18 protein-coding genes are annotated in these 20,457 nt (G+C 46.3%); 9 read left to right on the top strand and 9 right to left on the bottom strand.

Going from position 1 to position 20,457, the window contains the following annotated elements:
• The first annotated feature begins 24 nt into the window (after window positions 1-24).
• Complete coding sequence (locus tag ACXAFQ_RS07585) at window positions 25-1,143, top strand: alkene reductase (protein WP_474819450.1); 1,119 nt, start codon at window positions 25-27, stop codon at window positions 1,141-1,143.
• Window positions 1,144-1,158: 15 nt separating this feature from the next.
• Here the strand turns inward: ACXAFQ_RS07585 and ACXAFQ_RS07580 are convergent, their stop codons facing one another.
• The 6 genes from ACXAFQ_RS07580 to ACXAFQ_RS07555 all read right to left on the bottom strand — a co-directional run bounded on the left by ACXAFQ_RS07580 (window position 1,159) and on the right by ACXAFQ_RS07555 (window position 6,677).
• Entirely contained in the window at window positions 1,159-1,731 is a 573-nt protein-coding gene (locus ACXAFQ_RS07580) for a DUF6942 family protein (protein ID WP_474819446.1), read from the bottom strand.
• 76 nt (window positions 1,732-1,807) lie between these two features.
• The gene (locus ACXAFQ_RS07575; RefSeq protein WP_474819442.1) at window positions 1,808-4,264 is read right to left on the bottom strand and encodes an efflux RND transporter permease subunit; all 2,457 of its coding nucleotides are present in this window, start codon (window positions 4,262-4,264) and stop codon (window positions 1,808-1,810) included.
• Entirely contained in the window at window positions 4,218-5,111 is an 894-nt protein-coding gene (locus ACXAFQ_RS07570; RefSeq protein ID WP_474819439.1) for an MlaA family lipoprotein, read from the bottom strand. Before ACXAFQ_RS07570 ends, ACXAFQ_RS07575 begins: the two co-directional genes overlap by 47 nt.
• On the bottom strand, window positions 5,098-5,439 hold the full coding sequence (locus ACXAFQ_RS07565) for a hypothetical protein (RefSeq protein WP_474819436.1): 342 nt from the start codon (window positions 5,437-5,439) through the stop codon (window positions 5,098-5,100). The genes ACXAFQ_RS07570 and ACXAFQ_RS07565 overlap by 14 nt, the downstream gene beginning before the upstream one ends.
• Before the next feature lie 71 nt (window positions 5,440-5,510).
• Entirely contained in the window at window positions 5,511-5,678 is a 168-nt protein-coding gene (locus ACXAFQ_RS07560; RefSeq protein WP_474819434.1) for a hypothetical protein, read from the bottom strand.
• Window positions 5,679-6,074: 396 nt separating this feature from the next.
• A complete protein-coding gene (locus tag ACXAFQ_RS07555) occupies window positions 6,075-6,677 on the bottom strand; it encodes a BON domain-containing protein (protein WP_474819430.1) in 603 nt (200 codons plus the stop codon).
• 242 nt (window positions 6,678-6,919) lie between these two features.
• Between ACXAFQ_RS07555 and ACXAFQ_RS07550 the strand changes: the two genes are divergently transcribed.
• Window positions 6,920-7,885, top strand: a complete 966-nt coding sequence (locus ACXAFQ_RS07550; protein WP_474819427.1) for an endonuclease/exonuclease/phosphatase family protein — start codon at window positions 6,920-6,922, stop codon at window positions 7,883-7,885.
• 83 nt (window positions 7,886-7,968) lie between these two features.
• Here the strand turns inward: ACXAFQ_RS07550 and ACXAFQ_RS07545 are convergent, their stop codons facing one another.
• Window positions 7,969-8,355, bottom strand: a complete 387-nt coding sequence (locus ACXAFQ_RS07545; RefSeq protein ID WP_474819423.1) for a response regulator transcription factor — start codon at window positions 8,353-8,355, stop codon at window positions 7,969-7,971.
• Between the two features lie 402 nt (window positions 8,356-8,757).
• Window positions 8,758-9,300, bottom strand: a complete 543-nt coding sequence (locus tag ACXAFQ_RS07540; protein ID WP_474819421.1) for a hypothetical protein — start codon at window positions 9,298-9,300, stop codon at window positions 8,758-8,760.
• Between the two features lie 327 nt (window positions 9,301-9,627).
• Here ACXAFQ_RS07540 and ACXAFQ_RS07535 point away from each other — a divergent pair, with 327 nt between their 5' ends.
• From ACXAFQ_RS07535 to ACXAFQ_RS07525, 3 genes are all read left to right on the top strand, one after another.
• Window positions 9,628-11,733 (top strand): TonB-dependent receptor, encoded by a 2,106-nt coding sequence (locus ACXAFQ_RS07535; RefSeq protein WP_474819419.1) that lies wholly within the window; start codon window positions 9,628-9,630, stop codon window positions 11,731-11,733.
• An 85-nt stretch (window positions 11,734-11,818) separates the two neighbouring features.
• Window positions 11,819-12,877: a sensor histidine kinase gene (locus ACXAFQ_RS07530; protein WP_474819415.1), complete on the top strand. Its 1,059-nt coding sequence runs from the start codon at window positions 11,819-11,821 to the stop codon at window positions 12,875-12,877.
• Window positions 12,877-13,404 (top strand): response regulator transcription factor, encoded by a 528-nt coding sequence (locus ACXAFQ_RS07525; protein ID WP_474819412.1) that lies wholly within the window; start codon window positions 12,877-12,879, stop codon window positions 13,402-13,404. The genes ACXAFQ_RS07530 and ACXAFQ_RS07525 overlap by 1 nt, the downstream gene beginning before the upstream one ends.
• A gap of 28 nt (window positions 13,405-13,432) precedes the next feature.
• On the opposite strand, the gene ACXAFQ_RS07520 is transcribed toward ACXAFQ_RS07525, so the two are convergent.
• The gene (locus ACXAFQ_RS07520; RefSeq protein WP_474819409.1) at window positions 13,433-16,276 is read right to left on the bottom strand and encodes an ATP-binding protein; all 2,844 of its coding nucleotides are present in this window, start codon (window positions 16,274-16,276) and stop codon (window positions 13,433-13,435) included.
• Window positions 16,277-16,492: 216 nt separating this feature from the next.
• On the opposite strand from ACXAFQ_RS07520, the gene ACXAFQ_RS07515 reads away from it, so the two are divergent.
• The 4 genes from ACXAFQ_RS07515 to ACXAFQ_RS07500 all read left to right on the top strand — a co-directional run bounded on the left by ACXAFQ_RS07515 (window position 16,493) and on the right by ACXAFQ_RS07500 (window position 20,411).
• Window positions 16,493-16,981, top strand: a complete 489-nt coding sequence (locus ACXAFQ_RS07515) for a GAF domain-containing protein (protein WP_474819406.1) — start codon at window positions 16,493-16,495, stop codon at window positions 16,979-16,981.
• Window positions 16,982-17,388: 407 nt separating this feature from the next.
• A complete protein-coding gene (locus tag ACXAFQ_RS07510) occupies window positions 17,389-17,757 on the top strand; it encodes a hypothetical protein (protein WP_474819402.1) in 369 nt (122 codons plus the stop codon).
• A 73-nt stretch (window positions 17,758-17,830) separates the two neighbouring features.
• Window positions 17,831-19,666 carry a copper resistance system multicopper oxidase gene (locus ACXAFQ_RS07505; RefSeq protein WP_474819398.1) on the top strand — a complete coding sequence of 612 codons (1,836 nt, stop codon included), beginning with the start codon at window positions 17,831-17,833 and terminating at the stop codon, window positions 19,664-19,666.
• The gene (locus tag ACXAFQ_RS07500; RefSeq protein WP_474819394.1) at window positions 19,659-20,411 is read left to right on the top strand and encodes a copper resistance protein B; all 753 of its coding nucleotides are present in this window, start codon (window positions 19,659-19,661) and stop codon (window positions 20,409-20,411) included. Before ACXAFQ_RS07505 ends, ACXAFQ_RS07500 begins: the two co-directional genes overlap by 8 nt.
• The last annotated feature ends 46 nt before the right edge of the window (window positions 20,412-20,457 follow it).

Raw genomic sequence — 20,457 nt, 5'->3', positions numbered from 1 at the left:
AACCCAAATGGGAGCAAAAAACTAATGCTTTTTTCAAAATATCAATTAAATGAAAGAGAACTGACCAACCGCATCGTTATGCCACCCATGACAAGAGCAAGAGCTGCTAGCGGAAATGTTGCCACACCACTTATGGCTGAGTATTACGCGCAACGAGCGTCGGCGGGCCTGATCATTTCGGAAGGTACGCAAATAAGCCAACAAGGTCAGGGATATGCTTGGACCCCGGGCATTTTTACAAATGATCAAGTTGAAGGTTGGAAAGTTGTAACAGATGCGGTACATCAATCCGGTGGCGTGATATACGCGCAACTCTGGCATGTAGGCCGGGTATCTCATCGTTCTCTTCAACCAGGTAATTCCGCCCCCATTAGCTCTTCTGCTTTAATCGCAGAGGGGGTAAATGTGTTCATTGATCCTATGAATCATGGCCCAGATGAAGGAAGTGGTGAGATGGTTCAACATTCTGAACCCAGGGCAATGGAAATAGAAGACATCAGAAGGGTAATTGAAGAATTTAGACAGGCTGCGAGAAATGCAAGTTCAGCGGGTTTCGATGGCATTGAACTGCATGGTGCGAACGGGTACTTAATTAATCAGTTTATCGATTCCGAAGCCAACTTGCGGCAAGACGCTTACGGCGGAAGTCTGAGTAACCGACTTAGGTTTTTAAGTGAGATAGTACAAGCTGTTAAAGAGGAAATACCTGCCCAGAAGATTGGCGTTCGTCTCTCCCCATTAACCACGCTTCAAGGTACGGTCGACAACACGCCAGAGTCTACCTATCTCGCTGTTGCCTCTCTACTGCAAGAATTAAAGGTGGGATATATTCATATTGCAGAAGCCGATTGGGAAGATTCGCCAAAGATGCCAGTTGCTTTTAAGGAAGCCATCCGCATAATATTTAAAGGAACGTTAATATATTCAGGACAATATGATTTGCTCAAAGCTCAGCAAGCCATTCAAAATAACTGGGCAGATTTGCTTGGTTTTGGTCGTCCTTTTATCGCAAATCCCGATCTTCCCATGAAACTTGCAAAGGGCCTACCTTTGACAATTCCCAGCAAAGCACATTTTTTTGGTGGCAATCATATAGGCTACACAGATTACGAAACTGCCGCTTCAAGCACCAATTTACTTTGAAAAAGAAAACCACTATCACATGGTATCTTCCAAAGCCTGCAGCCAACTGCCCTGCTGTCGCATAGCGTTTTCGTCGAGCAGTTGGCTGCGTATCAGATAATTCAGAAAGCCGATTTTGTCGTTAGTAAGTTGCCGATAATCAAAATAGGGTGTAACGATGAGGTTTCGTTGTCGACAAACGGCAAAATCAGCGCTTACCCAGTTCATACGCTGTGTCAGATCAAGTTGGCCAGCATAGGTTTTTCCCATCACAATGTTTAGGTGTTGCGGATTAAACGCAGTGGGCGGTGCGAACCATAAGGCCGTATCGCCTTGGGCTGTGAGTAACTGTTCGTCTCGATACGTTTGCCATGTTGTTGCTTTTGAAATAGCCAAGCCTTCACACAAACTAAACATCCATTTTGCATAGACATTAAATACCTTTCGCCAACCGTTTCCACATTCTGCGTTAATACCATTAATGATATGAATATCGATGGGTGTAACGACGCCTGCTTCCCCGGCCAGGTCAAACGCGGGACGATTTGCCATATAAACTTGCACCGGCCCATGAACATTACCAACACCATCAGGTCCGCATATCTGCATTTAACACTCCAAAATAAAAAAGGCACACCGGAAAAGGTGTGCCTATTATTGCATAGCATTATTGTGGAGGTGTTAGCTATTCAGTCTTAGCGGATTTACGATTGCCAACGAAGCGATTGAGCAAAGCCGGCAATAAAGTTAAATCGGTGAACAAAGCAAACAGCATAGCCAGTGCGGTGAGCAGTCCGAAATACACGCTAGGCAGAAAATCGGAAAACCCGAAAAGTGAAAATCCCGTGGCAATGATCACTGAAGTGAACAGAATTGCTAACCCTGAATGTCCGAATGCAGACTCACTGCCCGCTGCAGCGGTCTTGCCATCAGACGATTTCATGCCCTGCAGATAACTGTGTAAAAAATGGATGGTATCGTCTACCGCTATGCCCATCGCAATAGCCGCTATGGTAATGGTCATTATATCAAGCGAAATGCCTGCCCAACCAATTACCCCAAGAATGCCTAATGTTGTTAGCACGTTTGGCAACAATGCGATTAGAGTAACTTTTAACGAACGGAATATCGCAAACAGCACCACCGCTAAAACTGCATAAACAATACCCAGTGTTTTTATCTGCGAATCAAATAAACGACTGAGGATATCTTGATAAAGCACAAACAAACTGGTGAGTTGATATTGGTCTTTTTCCAAACCGACAGCTTGTAAGTCGCTATTTAACTGATCCATAAATTGTTGGCGATTCAGGCCTTCTGTGGTGTCCTGAATGCGCGTGGAAATACGAAATGTATTGTCCGCTTCAGAAAAATACGCACCCACTAACTGATTCACCACTTTTTCGTCCAGCAAGACATAGATGGTATTAAGCTCGTACTCCGTTAACGGTCGTCCGCCGTTTAGTTGCTTTGCTAATTCAGTGAAATTCACAACAGAGGTAACGCTTCCGGTCGCTTCAAACGCTTTTATCGCCGCTTGCGCTAATTGCAATTGCGCTACCGTATTCGCATTCAGCACCACTTCTCCGTCAGCACTCTCGTCATCAAGCTTTAACACAATATCGAGTGCTGTTGAGCCCCCAAATTCGCGATCAATAAATGCCAGTTCCTGGTAAATTTGCGTGTCGGTGTCGAAATAGTTAATGAAAGAATTTTCAACGTTAAGGCGACTGATCCCCAGAGCCGCAACAACAAACACCGCCAGCACAGCTGCACTTACCGCCAACGGTGCTTTTAATGACAACTTACGGGTAGCAGCAAGAAAACCGGTAATAAAACGGTACTCGGTAGTCTCTTTACTGGCAGGCAGGAAAGACAGTAACGCCGGGAACAATAATAAGCTCACCGCCATGGTAATGAGCATCGACATCAGCATCATCCAACCAAATGCGACCACCGGTTGCAGGCCGGAAAAGATCAGCGAGCCGAAACCCACAGACGTTGTCAGTGTTGCGTAAAAACAAGGTGATAGTTTGTCCTCGAGGGTGGCAATAATACGCTGCCGCTGACTGAAGTCAGGGTTATCGCGACTGATTTCTCGGTAGCTCCCGATGATATGAATCATGACGGCCAACGTAAGAATTAGCTGCAACGCGACAAAGTTGGCTGATATCACCGTTGTGCGCATATCTAGAAACCCGAATAGGCTCATGGTAAGAAACACGCTCACGGAGCAAGATAACAGTGGGAAAAACACCCACTTAAAAGAGCGATATAACAGCGCCAACAATAAAATAATTACCGCAGCGATGGCACTACCAAACGTCGTGAGATCAGACTTGATGATATCAATGAGATGCTGGCCTACCACGTAAGCGCCACCTAAATACGTGTTCGCTCTAGTGGCAACCGATTGGGTAATTTCCTCTATCTGTGCGATTTCTTGCTTTCGGGTTTCGGTAAGCTGCTGACGGATGGGATCGGCCTGTTGCTGCAGCGATGCGATGCGGGCGTTATCTTCTTCACTGAGCGCTTCGCCATTTAGCACCTTCTTCTGAATATTGGTAATCTCGTTGTTAATACGCACCAATTCAGGATTATCTTTGAACACGATTTGCATGCCCGTGGCGGTGCCCTGGCGATTAACTAACAAATCGGTAAAGATGGGATGACCCACAATCAACTGCTTCATTTGCGCCGGAGAATAGCGTTGATTTTCCCAGGTAAGGGAATCCACACTGGTGTCGCCGGTTAATGCACTCGTATCGTTGATCAGTGGCACATTGATAATCGATGTTACCGCTTCTACGCGGTCAATTTGTTTGATACGTTCTGACAACATTTCAATGTCATCAAAAGTCTGACGGCTGAAGAGTTCATGCCCCTTGGGCTGATAAGCCAGTAATATGAACTCTTGAGGATTAAACGTTTGGTCTGCCACCTGCGTTTGAATGTATAGCTTATTGTCTTTTACCAGCAAGGTATCGGCAGACGCATCAATACGGAACTGTTTAATATAAAAACCCAGTCCCGCTAGCGCAATAACAAATGCAACAAGAATAAACCAGCGTGCACTGATGATTCCACGTGCAAGTTTACTCGTTATTTTGTTGTTCGCTGTCGCTGAGTTCGAAGAGTTCATCGCGTCGCTGTCCCTGAATATATTGATTACGGAAGTAGATGTAAGGATCGTCAGCCTGGTCGTAGAGCTGCTGATAGATATCAGACTGCTCAGAAAAATCGTCCAGACCATCGAACATTCTCAGTTGATAACGCTCGGGAGGATCCGCAATATAATTAACAGGATGAACAAACCCTTCAGTAAGGGTAGAGAATGCGCCTCGGGTATCACTTGGGCCAAGGATCGGGATAACCAAATAGGGTCCGGACGTGATGTCGTAGTCTTGCAAAGTATTGGCAATAGTCTGTTTTTGTGGTGCGATGTCGAACCACGCTTCAGCGGGGTCGAACAATCCTAATAACCCGATGGTGGAATTAATCAGAAAACGACCAAGATTAGAACCAGCGTGGCTAAACTCGCCAGAAACAGTATTGTTTACGAGGTTAAGAGGCTCTCGTAGATTATCAAAAGCATTGCCTATTTTATCTCGGACAACACCTGGCACGACAAATTTGTAGCCATCGGAAAGGGGAATAAGTACGTAGCGATAGGAAACATTATTAAAGCTGAACATGGCACGATTAAACCCTTCCCATGGGTCGTTATAAACCGGTTCACTTCCCTGCTCTGTGCCTGGCTGGCCGCCATCTCCAATCGCAACCACCGTGGGCTCTACTTCGAGTGGTCCCTGGCTTGTTTGTACTGTAACCTTCTCGCCTCGCGCCAGTTCAGATGCAAGTTCAGGCTCCTTAGGAGCCTGAACGGAATTATTTTCTGCGGTAGATTTTGCAGTATTTTGTGGTGCTGATGCACAGCCCCCAAGGACTAAAAAACAGAGAGCTAACGCGCTCGACTTAGATACTTGCATAGGTACCACTTTCCTTCCTCTCGTGGTGTATCATTATATTTTGGGCACGTTCCAGAGCTTCATCCCTGTTGTAATCCCAATCATTCTCTTCATAACTACGTGCTTGCTGGAGATAATGCTCAATTCTTGATTTTCGAATTTGATGAATACGATTTTGCGGGTCAAATTCCAGCTCGTTATAAAGAGCTTCAACGTGCGTTAAATCGCCTGAAGGCTGAGACATGGGTTGCGTTTCGCCGAGCCAGGAAGATATTTGTTTTCCTGAGCCTAGTGCTACAAGGCTGGTTGTTAATAACACTGTCATTACTGCAATTTTTAAGTAATTCATGTATATCACCATCTTGGTTAAGCGAAACTTTGCCTGGAAGGTTAATCAAGTCCGGAACGTTATAAAATCAATTACTTACCAACCACCTGCGCTTCTGCTCCGAGAGCCGGGCTCACTCTTCCCACTTTTTTATCGGCTTTATCGTAACGATCGAACCAGTTAAAAACCGGCTGCGAATGGATAAAACGCTCGAAAGACGTTTCTGGAAGTGGGCGATGCTTGGTTTTTAAAAATTTCATACAATTCCTTTTAGAAGGGTATTAGTAAACTTACACACCTTCATACTTCCAATTTTCAGGCCAGATTAGAGTGAATGGGTTAGAAAGGCTTTAGCCAGGCAAAAAAAATGGTTTCACCAGTTGAATAAATGCAATTAAAATCAATTTAATCAATGACTTGAAATAACCACAATGGATAGCACTTTTTTACTAGAAAAAGCTAATATCGGGTAGTTCAGCATTGTAAAAGAATGCCAACTTTAGACTTATGGATAGTTTTTACCTGAGGCAGGAAAGATTTTCACAGCATGCTACTTGCCTACACAAAGCGCTGAAAGCCAAGATCGAAAACGCCCGGTGCGTATCACCGGGCGTTTGTTTGGGAGTAACGACTCCGACTAGCTTAACACTGGCTTGTTATTCAGAAGCCATTGCTTTTTGAGGCTCAACCACTTTCAGGTTGTCTTCCACATCTGTTACATCAGACGCATTTTTGGCAATCTCAACCGCCAAGTCGCGCTCAGCGTCTGAATCGACCGTACCTGTAAGCGTAACATTACCAGCCTTCACATCTACGTCGATGTCGAATCCTGAAATGTCTGTGTCCATTAGCAGACGGGTTTTAATCACTGTCGCTATTTTTGCGTCGGTGAGTTTATCCATGGCTGCTTCACCATCCATGTCGTCATTATCGACATCAGCATCGTCGTGGTCCGCTAGAATGGTCAGCTGGTTGTCCACATCGGTCACACCGTCAATGTTGGCGACAAGTTCTTCAGCAAGCTTTTTATCTACCGAATTCTCCACCTTACCGGTAAGCACAACTTTGCCGTTCTGCACGTCGGTATTAATGTCGAAAGAATTCAGGTTTCCGTTAAACAACAATGTTGCTTCAGCTTTGCCATCAATCCAGGCATCTTTAGCACCTTCTTCCCACTTATTCGAAGAGTCCATAGTGCCTGCAAATGCAGATGTCGTTAATGTACCAGCAACTAACAGTGAAAGAATTGTACGTTTCATAATTTTGCTCTCCTTAATTATCAAGCACATTAGCTGATGCCAACTTCATACCAACAAAATAAAATACTGATTTAAAAAGCTTTCTAAAAAATATACACATTTTGACGTGCCACAACTTGCAATTTTTTCGCAACTTTAGGAATGTTTTACTTTATGTTTACAAATTAACCGTATTGATCGAATCAACGCAGATTGCACTATAGATATCGAACTTTTTCTATCTCTGAGTGAATGGACTTGCCATGACTACTGTGATGATTATCCTGTCAGTGCTGTTTATGCTTACAGCCCTCATTCCCCATCTTCCAGGGCAACACTGGTTAATTCGGGTCTGGGAGTTTCCTCGTTTACAACAGGCATTTGTTCTGGCCGTACTGAGTCTCTTTTGGTGCTTTTGGTATGTAGATGAACCGGTCTTGGCTGCTTGGATGCAAGCTGGTTGTGTCATTGCGTTTGCTTATCAACTTTTCTGGGTCATTCCCTATACCCCTTTGTGGCCTACAGAAGTTAACCAATATCGCGGTAATGACGACACACAGACCATTTCTATTCTTACCAGCAATGTGCTGATGCCAAACGATAACTATCAAGCGCTCATTGATTTAGTGGATCAGCATCAACCCGACATTCTGGTCACACTGGAAAGTAACGCTGCCTGGGAAGCAGCACTGGAAGTTTTGCATGATGACTACCCTCACCGGCTTTTCTGTCCATTGGAAAACCTCTATGGAATGCACTTATATAGCCGCAAACTATTTAGTAATGAGAAAATTCGATTCATCATCGAGGGCGACGTGCCGTCTATGGAGATTTGGACAACGATAAATCAACAAGATGTGAAAATTCATTTTGTTCATCCGAAGCCACCCAGCCCGACGGAAAACAAATCGGCGGAGCCACGGGATCGAGAACTTACCGTGGTAGGTAAAGAAATGGCAAAGCTAGATGCCCCCGCCATTGTTACCGGCGATCTTAATGATGTTGCTTGGTCTCCGACTACTCGGGACTTCCGTAAAATCAGCGGAATGTCTGATCCCCGCCGTGGCCGAGGATTTTTCAATACCTTCCATGCCGATTATCCGCCTCTGCGCTGGCCGCTGGATCACGTTTTTCATTCATCCCATTTTGAACTCGTCCACATAAAACGCATGCCAAGCATAGGCTCGGACCATTTTCCGCTTTTAACTACGTTAAGATTAAAACCTTGAGTTTGCATGCGAACAATCGGATCGTGATTTAGATATAAAAAAACCCGCGAGCAAGTCGCGGGTTTTGTTTAAAGAAATGAATATTAGGCTGTGATAGCCATCGCGGAAGCTTCTGCGAACCGCTGACAGCGAGACACAATATCTCGGTAATTTGCTGGATCTGGCACAATGTCATCTGCGTCGGTAAATCGGGTTGAGATATCGCTGTTTTCACTGGCGCTCATCAACAGAACCGGGGCATTACAGCAACTCTTGATATGCTGCAAAATAGCCGTACCACTCAAGTCTGGCATTACCACATCAAGCAAAACAGCGTCGTATTGATTGCTCTTGCATAATCTAACTGCCATTCGTCCGCTGGCAGCAAAATCAACGTTCCAACCCAGGCCAGTAAGAAAGCTGGTTAAGTGGCTTGCTACAGTTGGATCATCTTCAACAACGAGAATATTTAAAATAGTATTCGGGGTCATGTTGCCTCCTTGCTGTTCATTCGCACTCATCTCGTCCACACACCTTGCGACTGGTCCATCCGGACCTAAAACTTAAGGAAACTTACCCAGCGACACGTTGCACTACCCGTGCGTGCATCGCCGTAAAAATTGAATTGCAGATTTCACGCCATTTACTGCATGGTGATTAAAAAAGCGTAAGCTTTACTTTCAACTTGCAAAAGCCATAAAAATTAAGTAAACAAATTCAATATCTTAGCTTAATTTGCGTAAATTCTTACTTTTAATGGTAAGACAACATTACCATTTAGACATGCGTAAGAACAGCAATCAGACGGGAATAATTAACGGAATGTCGGAAAAAAATGCACAACAACCGACGCACTGTGCATTTTTTGTGCAATCAAACTGCGCGCATCAACCCTATGATGCCAGGTGTGGAAAAGATTTACGCAGTTTAATGCAAGCTTTGTCTCGTGAAATAAACTGAGCCAATGCCAGCAGCCTGTCATCTCTTGGCCAAACTGCTTGGTTTAGTGTGTCTAAATCCGTAGCGGTAAGCTTCTCGGTGTCGAGCTTTAGCGCGATAGCTTTTTTGTTCGGTTTGATTAACGTGGGTTCTGCCGCAGTAACTAACGACGATGGAACACAAACAAACTCACGCATTTGCGGGTCTCTCACCACACAAATTTCGTCTTCGCACGACAGCATCGCCGGCCAACCTTCGGCAATACGGCTTTGGGCGAACATCGCCACTGAAAACGCAATGAGCACACCGAAAACGGTAAGTTGAAACACCTGACTCAAGTCGGGCGCCATTACCACAATGATTGCTACAACTACACAGAACACGCACCATGCCGCAAAAACGCGACGCATGGCTTTAGGGCTAATGCCGGAAAAAATAACCGCGTGTTTCAATTCTTCTTTACTGAACGTCTTTACAGAAACTTGATTCTCAGACACAACGAATTCCTACAGAATAAGTATATACAAAAAAGGTATATCCTATGTGTCATGATGACAACTAAACATTAGTATGACAATGAGAAATGACTCGATCATGACACTTCTTTCATACTTAGCAGCATAATTGTCCAATTTTCATTCACTTCTGGCTTAAGCACTTCATTTTGAGCAAAAAATATACGGGGTGCGACAATATGTCGCATCGCTTTTTCATACCTAATCGATACACTTCCGTCCAACTAAACCGGCACTCAACCAAATGATTCACCATCGCCGGCGCTTCACCACAATTTAATCGTTCCCAAGTTAAAAGCAGGACTTGCCGTGAAATTATTGCCTTTTGCTGTGCTTTCCAGTGCTGGATTATTAAGTGTGTTAGCTCACGCCACTCCAGACGCTGTTGAAATTATTGAAGTCTCTTCCCATCCACTAAAACTGCATGACGATAAAACTCTCGCTGAACGCTTAGCCGATGCCGGTTTGCAATTTTCTGCAGCCGGCGGGGTTTCCGCACTACCAGTCATGAATGGCATGATGGGAGACCGCATTCAATTACTCACAGATGGCGCCCCGATTACGGCAGCCTGTGGTAATCAGATGAATCCGCCGCTGTCTTATGTTTCAGCCAATCAGGTACACAACATCAGCGTTTTTCCCGGGGTGTCATTAGTCAGTGAAGGCGGTGACAACATTGCCGGTGTTATCAACATTAGCACCTTCGAACCGGCCTTTTCAGACACAAGTAACTTTCAAGTCCAGGAAGCGGAACTTGGCTATTTCTTCCAAAGCAACGACACCGCACGTACCCTGTCAGCCAGCGCATTAGTTGCCAATGACACCTGGTACATACGCTACGCCGGCACCCGGGTATCGGCAGACAGCTATGAAGATGGCCGCGGAAATAAGGTTATTGATACACTTTACAAGTCTACCAACCACATCATTAATACCGGTTATCAGGATGATGAGCAACGACTACAACTTAGTCTGACTCATCAGTCTATCCCTTATCAGGGCTTTCCTAATCAATACATGGATATGACAGATAATAGTAGTACCGGTTTTACTGCTTTATACCAACGTCAATTCAGCAATATTGCTCTGGACAGTACGCTGAGTCTGCGTCGAACTACCCATGAGATGGGTTTCTTCACGCCAGAGAAAACCGGCATGATGCCCATGAACACAGAAAGTGAAGACCTAACATTAAAGTTAAAATGGCTGCTCCCCGCATCAACGCAAGGTCAATGGGTATTCGGACAAGAATGGTATCGCAATAACCTGGACGATTGGTGGCCCGCTGTTGAGAACTCCATGATGATGGGACCGAACGATTACGTAAATATCAATGACGGTGAGCGAGAGCGATTGGCAGCCTTTGCTGAGTGGTCGTCTGCTCATAAAAGCGATTGGCATTTGAGCGCTGGCGCACGGCTAGAATATGTCACCACCGATACCGGCGATGTACAGGCATACAACGACGGCAACATGATGGGAATGGGCTCCATGGGTGGAATGGGCGGTATGACTGCCATGCAGAGCCCAGATGCTGAAGCGGCGATGATGTTTAATATGGCTGACCGCGGACAATCTGACACCCTGATTGACGGGACTATTCAGGCAATGCGTGAATTAGAGAGCAATGGTCAACTGATATTCGGATTGGCGCGCAAAAATCGCGCGCCCAACCTTTACGAGCGATATACCTGGGGCCGCGGCGCAATGGCAACATCGATGATCGGTTGGTTTGGCGATGGCAATGGTTATGTGGGCGATATCGACCTAAACCCGGAAACGGCCCATACCGCTTCAATCACCTATTCTGTTCTCAACGGTGACTGGGCAGCTGAAATCAGCACCTGGTACAGCGATGTCAGCGATTATATTGATGTCGAAGTCATTGGCACTTTCAACCGCTCGGGCATTACCTCCGGGGCACGTAATATTCTGCAGTTTAGCAATACCGATGCCCAACTCTACGGCGCCAGCGTAAAAGCCTCTCGGGTATTAATGGACAGCACAAGTGGAAAAATCACGCTGAAAAACGCATTCCAGTGGCAGCGGGGAGAACGTGACGACGGCGGCGATTTATACCAAATATTGCCAATGCAAAACACGCTCTCAGTAGAATATGTGCGCGATGCATTCTCATCATCGGTAAGCTGGCAGTGGGTTGGCAACAAAAACGATGTAGACTTAAGACGTTTTGAAAACAGCACAGATGCCTTTTCCGTTGTCGATGTGAACACCGCGTATACCTGGCAGTCATTCACCCTGCACTTTAATATCACTAATCTTTTCGACGAGTACTACCAAGCGCCGCTGGGTGGCGTGAGCGTGGCAGAGTTCAGGCAAGACAACACCAATGGCTTTAATCAAATTGCTGGCCGAGGCCGTTCGTTTGATGCAGGCATTAGCTACAGCTTCTGATATTGTCAGTATTTGCCATTGTCGTGCAGCATTTCCTCGCCGCTGCACGTACAATGGCGCAACACCATTCGACAAATAACCCACTATGTTACTGCTATTGTTCACACTGCTGGCTGGGAAAAAGCGGTTGCCTATCCTGCCCGCTTTATTTTCAGTTCTGGCTGAAATTGGGCTGGGAAACTGGGTAATCGCGCTCCATGGTGGTGCCAGTAATCCTTATGCCATCCTTTTGCTGGTTCCCCTGGTCATTGGGCTTATTCAGCTCCCCTTCCCTGCGGCATTCGTTGTATTAGTTGCCAGTATTGGCGGTCAGTTAAGCCAACTCTATCCAGATGGTACCCTGCATCACGGGGGCATGTTACAGCATGCCCGAAATATGGTTTTTAGCTTTGTTGGCACCAGTTTATTTATCGCCGCTATTATCAGCTACTATCGATGGCAATTACGTGAACGCAATGCTGCTATTTTGCAGTTAAGAGAAACCCAACTTCGCAATGAGCAATTACTTGCCATTGGCACTGCCGCAGCGCAATTAACCCACGATGCAGCCACGCCTGTGCAAACCATTAACTTGCTACTTGAGGAATGGCAAGAAGAGCGTGATGATGCATTAATTGACGAAATGAGCGGCCAAATCACGCGGCTGAATCAATTACTGAGCAACTGGCGGCAGGTTGCCGATGAAGTCAGAGAAGCGAAAATCACCGTGTATCAAACCGATGAACTCATGAAGTCGCTGCGATACAGTTTGCAACTCGCAAGGCCCGAAGCCAGTATTGAATGGCACAACGAAGCCGCCCATGGTGTACTTCGCGCTGACCGCACGCTATTGCCAGCGCTGACGAATATCATTATTAACGCGTGGGAAGAAATTGCAGATGACGATACCCAACAAGCCGTGGTTTGCACCGCTGTAACAGATAAAACCTGGACCTTAGAAATTATCAATCCGGTTAAAAATCTGTCATCCGATTCTGTGCAACATTTAGGTCGCCAATTGGTTTTCAGCGACAAAGGGAACGGTGTGGCTAGTGTGATCACCAATGCAACGATTGAAAAATTCAATGGCCATGTAAATTGGGAAATTATGCACACTGAAGCTAACGCTGTGCTTAAAACGACAGTATTTTTACCGGTTCAATAATGAAGAAAACTGTACTGATTATTGACGACGACGTGAGGCTCTCAGAAGTGCTGTCACGCCGTTTTAAAACCAAAACCGACTACCTTGTGCACTGCTATTCGTCGGCATCGGAAGCCTTAGCCCATGAACCCCAATCTGTGTTTGCGGTGTTTCTTGATATGATGCTGGAAGATGAAATTGGGCTCGACTTCATCACCCAATTAAAAACGCACTTTTCACCAGAGCACCTCATCATAATGACGGGATACGCCAGTATCCCCACTACTGTTCAGGCCATTAAAAAAGGGGCGACAGACTACCTTTCTAAACCCGTGACGTTTCAGGCGTTGCTTCAGCGCCTCGAAGGTGCACAGCCTAAACACGAGCAAACGGAACCCCACTTACCCATGACCCCGGCGCAAGCTGAATGGGAGCACATACAGCGGGCGTTGCACGACAATAACAACAATATTTCGGCTACCGCGAAAGCACTAGGTATGCACAGGCGCACATTGCAACGAAAGTTACAAAAGTTGTCGCCTTCTTAACTTAACCGCCTTCTGTAAAGACGAGCCCCTAGTCACGGCGCGTTATCCACTGGTTTAATACTCGAATCATCTCTTCCTGTCGAAACGGCTTACTTAAGTGATCATTCATGCCGCAAGCCTTCGCTTTTCGCATATCTTCTACCATGGCCGCAGCGGTTAACGCCACAATGGGTGTAGTTATACCTGCATCGCGGATATGTCGTGTCGCCTCATAGCCATCCATCACTGGCATTTGAATATCCATTAGAATGAGGTCGTAGGTGTTTTCCCGTACCGCAGAAACAGCCAACGCACCGTTGTCAGCGTAGCTTACCTGCAGGCCAATTTGACGTAATTGCTCACCAACAACTTCCTGATTGATTTGGTTGTCTTCTACCACCAAGATATGCCCGCTGGTAACGGTTTTCCCCTTGGCTGTTGCCGATTTTGATTGTTCTCGGTATTGCGCAACGTCTTGCTCTGAAGGTATGCCAAACGGCAACGAAACGGTAAAACAGGTGCCTTGGTTTTCCTCACTACTGACTTCAATTTTACCTTCCATGGCCGTCACTAGTCGGTGTGAGATAGCCATGCCCAGCCCCGTGCCGCCATATTTGCGACTGGTTGATGAATCCGCTTGCGTGAACGCATCAAACACCACTGACAACTGCGATGCTGACATACCAATGCCGGTATCTTCGACGGTAATGATTAACTCACTGGCAGATTCGCTGATCTTCTCTGCTCGGCATGTCATGGTGACACTGCCATGACGGGTAAATTTAATGGCATTGCTCAGCAGATTCACCAACACCTGACGCAGCCTGAGTGAATCGCCCAGCATCCATGGCGTGAGTTTACCCTCAAAGCGGAAATTCAGCGCAATCCCTTTCGCTTTTGCTTGCTCTGCAAAGAGATCACGCAGTTGGCTGACAATATCTTTCAGGGAGAATACTCGGTGTTCAAGTTGGAGTTTTTGGGCTTCTATTTTTGAGAAATCAAGAATGTCATTGATGATGGCAAGCAACAGTTCGCCTGAATGGCTTATCTTGGAAAATTTATCGCCGAAACTGGCTGGCGGATTTTGTGCTAGCCCAAGTCGGCTTAGCCCTAAAATGGCGTTCAGGGGCGTGCGGATTTCGTGGCTCATGTTCGCTAGGAATTCACTTTTTGCGCGATTAGAACGCTGTGCTTCTTTCACAGCTTCTGCCTGCGCTTTTTCAGATTCGCGTAAGCGACTATTGGCTTCAGTTAAATCAAGCGTTCGACGCTCTACCTGAAATTCAATTTCATCCGTATGACCGGCAACAATAATGATAAACCACCCTAATAAACCTGCGAAAAGCACGGTACCTGCAAGCAACAGGTGAACGCCCCAGGGTTGATAAAGAAACTGACTTTCACTGAGTTGCAGTAAAACCCACTGCCTCGCGCCAACCTGAATAATACGTTTTTCGAACAACGGATACGCTTCGGTTATCTGCTGTTCTACACCATTGCGAATTGCCGCCCACTGGCTGATCACCGCATTGGCTTCTTTCTCGCCGATATTATTTCGAAAAAGGGTCGCATTACCTTCTGTCACGTCAGGGTCGAAAACCAACACCGCACCATGTTCGAGAAGCGCCCCCTCGAAAGCCGTTGCAATCATCGATTGCGCTTTTAGTACCCCTGTGGCGTAACCACCATGTTCAGATTCGGAGATGTGGCCAGCAGGCAAAAACAGCAAAACACCAGGTTCGGCGTAATCTCCCTGCACCAAATTAATTGGCACAGTAGGATAAAGAGAATCTGTGCGCCACGCGGCATTAAGCGCTTCACGTCGAGAAGCGTTTGAATACACATCCAGACCAAGCGCTTCCACATTGGTGGCAAGCGGCTCGATATACGACACAACAACATGGATACCATTGGCGCCGGTTTGAGTAGCCGCAGCCAAGCTTTTAATTGCAAAATGGATGTCGGGGTCAAATGCGGAATACTGTTTCTGCATGGTTAATTCAAACGCAGCCAGTTCACGTTCGCTCAAACGTTCATTCCAGGACAAGCCGTGTATAGCAGAGTTTCTTTTTAATAATTCGGTGACGAAGGTTCTGAATTCGGCGGGAGTCACTTGTTCCTGAATTCTTACAAAGCCAGCGATAGCCTGTAAAATATCGGACACACGGGCCAATTGCCCTGTTAGTGAACGTTCCAGCACATTCGCATTTACACCAAACTCAATACTGTGTTTCTGCTTTTCAGTGTTGGTAACCAAATACCCCAACAGCGCAGAACATAACGTGACAGATATCAATGAATAGAGAACGAAACGCACCTTCGACACTCTGGCAGACAGGGTTTTCGGCAAGAATACGAGTAGCCAAGGCACAATAAAGATAATGCCGATGGCATCCCCCATGTACCAGCTAACCCAATTTTTGAAAAAATCAGCATCGGAAATAATGCCCTGCGTCCACAGAAAAATATTGCTGATCGTTGCATTGAAAAGTGGGCTAATGATGCCGCCAAGCAAGATGAACTTTGCCACCGCACTGGCCCGGTTAAAGTTAATCGAACGCGGGATGATTGCGCGAATAAGAAATCGGCCAACAAACGCCTGCAGTACAGCAAACGCCCCCATTGTTGATGACATCAATATTGAGGGTTCTGCTTCGCTGTAATTAGCGGAAATACCGAAATTAAGCAACGAAGCACCAATGAAGATACCCAAATAAGCGGGTGCCCCGAGCAATAAAGCGGCCAATAAGGCCACGCCGGCCGCAGGCCATACCGCCGTTGCATAGCCAGGCGGTATGGCGGCCAACATGCTGATAGTGCCGAAAAGCAGATAGCCTGCCATCACAATTAAAACGGCAAATATTCGCTGTAAAAGAGGCGAAGTCTGAAACATCAAGGCTTCCATTCCTAAATGGAGTTATTTATCTCAATATAGCTTAGGTGACAATTAGTTATATGCATACTAACGACAGCGAAGATTACACTTATGACTCGCAAGAATCATTAAAACTTCAAAAATACATTCTTCATTGCTTAAACTTCATATAAAATATGTTAACCATTATTTAGCTAATTTAAATTATTAGTCACATTTTTCTTAAAGGAATATATGGATTATCCGCTGTTGCCCCATGAAGCAGAAAGATTGCGCGCACTTGATGAACTAAACATTTTAGATAGTGAGCCAGATGAACATTTGGATGCCATCACCAAATCCGCGCAGGATTATTTTAACTGCAAAATATGCCTGATTAGTTTAGTGGCTGAAGATCGTCAATGGTTTAAATCCCGCCAATGTTTGGACGCAGCAGAAACACCGCGGAATGTATCGTTTTGTACATACGCGATTGCGGAAGAAGAATATCTTATCGTTCCTGATGCAACTAAGGATTATCGTTTTGCGGGCAGCCCTTTGGTAAAAGGCGAACCTTTTATACGCGCTTATGCAGGCATGATCCTCAAGTCTGAGCAAGGATATGAACTCGGCACACTGTGTGTCATTCATGACGAACCCAGAGAGTTTTCATCGCAGGATGTTGAAGTATTACGTGAGCTCGGAAAAAAGATCGAACTGGTGTTAAACAATCAGCGGCGCTAGACAGTTAGCGCCCGCTTTCATCAAATAAACATAACATTGTTTTCTATGCTCAAAATCGCTATGAGCGCTGCGGCACAAAGATAAAGAATAGCGTCGGCATATTCATGCTTCATGTCATGCCTACCAAGGCTTAATCTGTTTTTCATTTCTTTGTCCTACCAACCCATTGCCACCAAGTTTTTTCATCGCTAGGCGTTTAGCTTAAGAAAAGCAATACAAGCGCAATGCTTGCTGCACACACCTAGAAAATTAACCAATATTTAACAAAGATTACACACCGAAGCGAATTTAACTGCGTTTCATTGTGTAAACTCAACGAAACATCTTGATGCGCTTGCACTGCAAAAACTTTTCAAGGTACGCTAGCGCCTTAATCTTGTTATATCGCGGTTGGATTTTTTGCAGATATGAAAGCCCTGGCTGTTTACCTATTAATTGGCGTGATTGCTGTGCTGGTACAAAGCACGGTTTATGCTATGCCAATGCAGGCAAACATGATGAATCATAGCCATTCATCTGCAAGTGCCAATATGTCTGCGAACGCCATGAGCGACGCGGGTGTAACTGCGATGACTATGTCGGCCCACGGCATGTCCGAAGAGTGCTGCCAACAAGATTGCCACTGCGATATGTCGCTGTGCCATGCCGGACTAGTACTACCTGCGAGATTGGCTATCACCTTTAGTGTCGGTTTTACCGGGCAAACCATAGCGTCAACCTCACCTGCACTGGCAGCCTTCTCCAGCCCACCCTACAGGCCCCCAATTCACATCTGATACAAACCTACGATTCAATACCGGATAAACGAAATGCCCGGATATGTTCTGTATCTAAAATGTGGATAAAAAAATGAGTGAAACTAATTCTTCACGACGCCGTTTTCTATGTGGCGCCGTGACTTCGCTGTCAGCCATGTCGCTGTACCAGGCTGCACCACGATGGGCCCATGCCCAAGGAACCACAGGCGGTGTTGCGTCTAACCAACCCGTCGCGTTACGTATCGATCAACGTCCGTTTAGTTTCAACGGAAACAGTGCAAAAAGTATAACCATTAACGGGCAGATGCCTGGGCCGTTGTTACGCTTCACAGAAGGCCAGCGGGCGGTGATTGACGTAACCAACAACCTGCAGGAAGACACCTCCATTCACTGGCACGGTATCATCCTTCCAGCCAATATGGATGGGGTACCGGGTTTATCCTTTGCAGGTATTCGTCCTGGTCAAACTTTCCGCTATGAATTTGATATCAACCAAAGTGGCACTTACTGGTATCACAGCCATTCCGGCTTACAGGAGCAAATTGGTCACTTAGGGCCACTGGTTATTACACCAGCAAACGGAGATATTGGCGCCGACCGCGAACATACAATTCTGCTGTCTGACTGGTCGTTTGAAGATCCACACGATATTTTTCGCAACCTGAAAGTATCAGAAGGCTACTTTAACTATCAAAAACGGACTATTTTCGACACCTTGAAAGACGTGGAAGAAAAAGGCCTTATGGACACTTGGCAAGTGCGCAAAATGTGGAACGACATGCGCATGGACCCACGTGACATCGCTGATGTGTCCGCCAGCGTGTATACCTATCTGATGAACGGCCGTGACTCCGTGATGAACTGGGAAGCATTATTTAAACCGGGCGAAAAAATCAGGCTCAGATTGGTGAATGGCTCTGCCATGACGTATTTCGACTTCCGCATTCCGGGTCTCACCATGACCGTGGTTGCCGCCGATGGCCAACCCGTAAAACCCGTTGCCGTTGAAGAACTACGTATCGCTATTGCCGAAAGTTACGACGTTATCGTTGAACCGGTTGGAAACCAAGCCTATACCCTGTACGCGGAAAGTATGGACCGAAGTGGCTTTGTGCGCGGAACCTTAACACCCAAAGCAGGGCTGACTGCCGCAATTCCGCCGCGACGCACCATCACCGAACGGGGAATGGATGCAATGAGCATGGATCATGAAGGCATGGACCATGGCAGTAAAGATCATAGCAAAATGAATCATGACATGCCGGCTATGGACCACAGCAAAATGAATCATGACATGCCGGCTATGGACCACAGCCAAATGAATCACGATATGCCCTCAATGGCGCATAGCGGACATATGCCACTAAAAGTACCGGTAAACGATATTCCTATTCATCACGACGAAGATGGCCATGGGCCTGGCGCAGCCATGATTGCGGCTAATCCCCGGTCGCGTTTAGATGAGCCTGGGTTAGGTTTGGAAAACAATGGTCGTCGGGTATTGGTTTATCAGGATTTAGTGGGGGCACAGGGTTGGGGCGACGAACGTGAGCCCACACGCAATCTCGAATTACATCTTACCGGTAATATGCAGCGCTATATGTGGTCTTTCGATGGCGTGAAATTCAGTGAAGTTGATGGGCCAATTCACTTTACCCACGGCGAGCGTCTGCGGCTTATTTTGGTGAATGACACAATGATGGACCACCCCATTCATTTGCATGGCATGTGGATGGAACTGGAAAATGGCCAGTCACCGCGACCACGAAAACATACCATCAGTGTTAAACCTGCGGAAAAAGTATCACTTCTGATCACCGCCGATGCCATGGGTGAATGGGCTTTCCACTGTCACCTGCTCTACCATATGGATGCAGGCATGTTTCGTGTCGTGAAAGTCAGTCACGGAGGGCATCATCATGAATAAACTGATGAAGATGTCACTGTTCGCCGCTGCCGTCTCTTCGTCGTTAGCGGCTTACGCCGGAACAGACAAGTCTGACTGGCCCTCTCCTATGAGTGAAATGTTTTTCGGCCAGGTTATGTTCGATAGACTGGAAGTCACGCGGAACGATAACCAGGAAAATGTTTTTACCTGGGATACCACAGCCTGGTACGGCGGCGATTATCATCGCATTGTGCTGAGAACCGAAGGTGAAAATCAACAAAACGACGGCGCGCCTACCGATTTGGAGCGAACTGATGTTAGCTATAGCTATTTACTTTCAACATTCTGGTCGGTACAGGCGGGTTTAGGAGTCAAAGGTGAACTGTCGTCTGACAATGACTTAGAGCATTATGCGGTGTTCAGTCTTACCGGGCTCGCGCCTTATTATTTTGAAGTTGATTCGTCATTATTAATTAATGAGCAAGGTGATGCGCAGTGGCTTAATGAAGTGGAATACGACTTCCTGCTCACACAAACCAGTTACCTTCAGCCTCGTCTTAGCGTGAATACCAACATCACGGATTCAACCCGTTTTGGGCGCGAAGCAGGCGTAGAATCGGTTCGGGTGGGCTTACGCTATCGACAGGAAATTGTGCGAGAGTTTGCCCCTTACCTGGGTGTTTACTGGCAAAAGCAACTGGGACAAACGGCGAACAGTGCGCAAAGACTGGGTGAAGACACTTCAGAATTTGGTGTAATTGCCGGTGTCAGAATGTGGTTCTGAATCTGACATAAAAGAAACGGAGCGCACGTTTTCACTGTTACGTGAA

The sequence above is a fragment of the Alteromonas sp. ABH2_165 genome (assembly GCF_056159945.1).
The sequence above is the reverse complement of the archived record's forward strand: the minus strand, read 5'-3'. Positions and strand labels throughout refer to the sequence as shown.

Coding starts and splice junctions, on each gene's coding strand:
- ACXAFQ_RS07550 (WP_474819427.1), top strand. CDS start 6,920: ATGACTACTGTGATGATTATCCTGTCAGTGCTGTTTATGCTTACAGCC.
- ACXAFQ_RS07510 (WP_474819402.1), top strand. CDS start 17,389: ATGAAAGCCCTGGCTGTTTACCTATTAATTGGCGTGATTGCTGTGCTG.
- ACXAFQ_RS07515 (WP_474819406.1), top strand. CDS start 16,493: ATGGATTATCCGCTGTTGCCCCATGAAGCAGAAAGATTGCGCGCACTT.
- ACXAFQ_RS07575 (WP_474819442.1), bottom strand. CDS start 4,264: ATGAACTCTTCGAACTCAGCGACAGCGAACAACAAAATAACGAGTAAA.
- ACXAFQ_RS07530 (WP_474819415.1), top strand. CDS start 11,819: ATGTTACTGCTATTGTTCACACTGCTGGCTGGGAAAAAGCGGTTGCCT.
- ACXAFQ_RS07545 (WP_474819423.1), bottom strand. CDS start 8,355: ATGACCCCGAATACTATTTTAAATATTCTCGTTGTTGAAGATGATCCA.
- ACXAFQ_RS07505 (WP_474819398.1), top strand. CDS start 17,831: ATGAGTGAAACTAATTCTTCACGACGCCGTTTTCTATGTGGCGCCGTG.
- ACXAFQ_RS07500 (WP_474819394.1), top strand. CDS start 19,659: ATGAATAAACTGATGAAGATGTCACTGTTCGCCGCTGCCGTCTCTTCG.
- ACXAFQ_RS07525 (WP_474819412.1), top strand. CDS start 12,877: ATGAAGAAAACTGTACTGATTATTGACGACGACGTGAGGCTCTCAGAA.
- ACXAFQ_RS07570 (WP_474819439.1), bottom strand. CDS start 5,111: ATGCAAGTATCTAAGTCGAGCGCGTTAGCTCTCTGTTTTTTAGTCCTT.
- ACXAFQ_RS07565 (WP_474819436.1), bottom strand. CDS start 5,439: ATGAATTACTTAAAAATTGCAGTAATGACAGTGTTATTAACAACCAGC.
- ACXAFQ_RS07520 (WP_474819409.1), bottom strand. CDS start 16,276: ATGTTTCAGACTTCGCCTCTTTTACAGCGAATATTTGCCGTTTTAATT.
- ACXAFQ_RS07555 (WP_474819430.1), bottom strand. CDS start 6,677: ATGAAACGTACAATTCTTTCACTGTTAGTTGCTGGTACATTAACGACA.
- ACXAFQ_RS07560 (WP_474819434.1), bottom strand. CDS start 5,678: ATGAAATTTTTAAAAACCAAGCATCGCCCACTTCCAGAAACGTCTTTC.
- ACXAFQ_RS07580 (WP_474819446.1), bottom strand. CDS start 1,731: ATGCAGATATGCGGACCTGATGGTGTTGGTAATGTTCATGGGCCGGTG.
- ACXAFQ_RS07585 (WP_474819450.1), top strand. CDS start 25: ATGCTTTTTTCAAAATATCAATTAAATGAAAGAGAACTGACCAACCGC.